Raw genomic sequence first — 1,113 nt, 5'->3', positions numbered from 1 at the left:
ATTTTGATTTATCGCTCTGGTTAACGAAGGCCGCGAACTGCTCTTGTTCTTTTATGCCTGGAATTGGCACCTGCAGATTCAATATATCTTTATTAGAAATATTTGCCTGTCTAACCCCTCTGCTTATTCCTGTTAGTCTCTTTTTAATTGCGGAGAACTTTAGTAGTTCTGACAGGTAATACTTATCCAGATTTTTTCGGATTTCTAATTTAGCATTTCGTTGATTAAGATAATATGAATCATAATCATTTCCGAGGATGCAGACATTTCCATAATCTTCTTTTCCTACGGTTCCAGTAAGAGACATCACTAAATCCCCTGGGAACATTTTATATCTATCAAGTTTCTCGTCCTCTTCCCAATAAACCATATTTACTGGTTGAAAGAAACCAGCATTGATATTCCCAATTCTAAGTACTGGAATACCTTTTTCTAAAAACAAATCACTTTTAAAAGCATATCCGCCAACAACATCTAACAATTCAAGCAATCGCACTTCTTGCCATCCCTTTGGGTTCATTTCTGGATCTCCAAACATCTCGACAAATCGGGCTTTGATGAGCGTGTCAAAATCGGAAAGCTGCTGCTTTCGAGCAGTTATAATCTCTTCTGTCTTCAAGAGCATCTGCGCAATTTGTTTTTGCTCAGTCAATGAACGCATTGGTACCTCAAATTCGCGCAATATTGACATATTTATGTTATTTTGTGCCACGCCCCTACCGATTTTACTAACATATGCTTTTAGAGACTTTAGAAAATAGACTAAATACTCCTTATCAATTCGTTCGTCATGCAACGTAAGCCCTGCAATTGCCTGATTAGTACATGCGTCAATATCGAGGATTGCAATTTCGCCCAATGTAGCAAAAATAGTGTACAATATCGTCCCCTTCGGAAATAGTTTTGCTGACGAACCTGCAAGTCCTTCTGGCGTAATCATTTCAGCGGTTTGCTTAATATGCTTACCTGTGAAATCACCTATTTTAACCCAAGGAATTGTTCCTCCATTCCAAAACTCTGCTTTTCCTCTTGAAGGTGTTCCACCTGACTGTATATCACATATTGATGAAAGTTTAATTTTATTCATCCATTCATCCCCACAAATCCGAATTT

Annotated in this window: 1 protein-coding gene; it reads right to left on the bottom strand. The window is 37.8% G+C overall.

Annotation, left to right across the window (positions count from 1 at the left end; genetic code table 11):
* Positions 1–1,087 (bottom strand): restriction endonuclease subunit S (locus tag BQ7364_RS00055; protein ID WP_159432729.1); only part of this gene is annotated, 1,087 nt, incomplete at its 3' end.
* Positions 1,088–1,113: the final 26 nt, after the last annotated feature.

The sequence above is a fragment of the Holdemania sp. Marseille-P2844 genome (assembly GCF_900120005.1).
GTDB lineage: Bacteria > Bacillota_I > Bacilli_A > Erysipelotrichales > Erysipelotrichaceae > Holdemania.
Note: the sequence above shows the minus strand (reverse complement) of the source record. Positions and strands in the feature narration are given on the sequence as shown.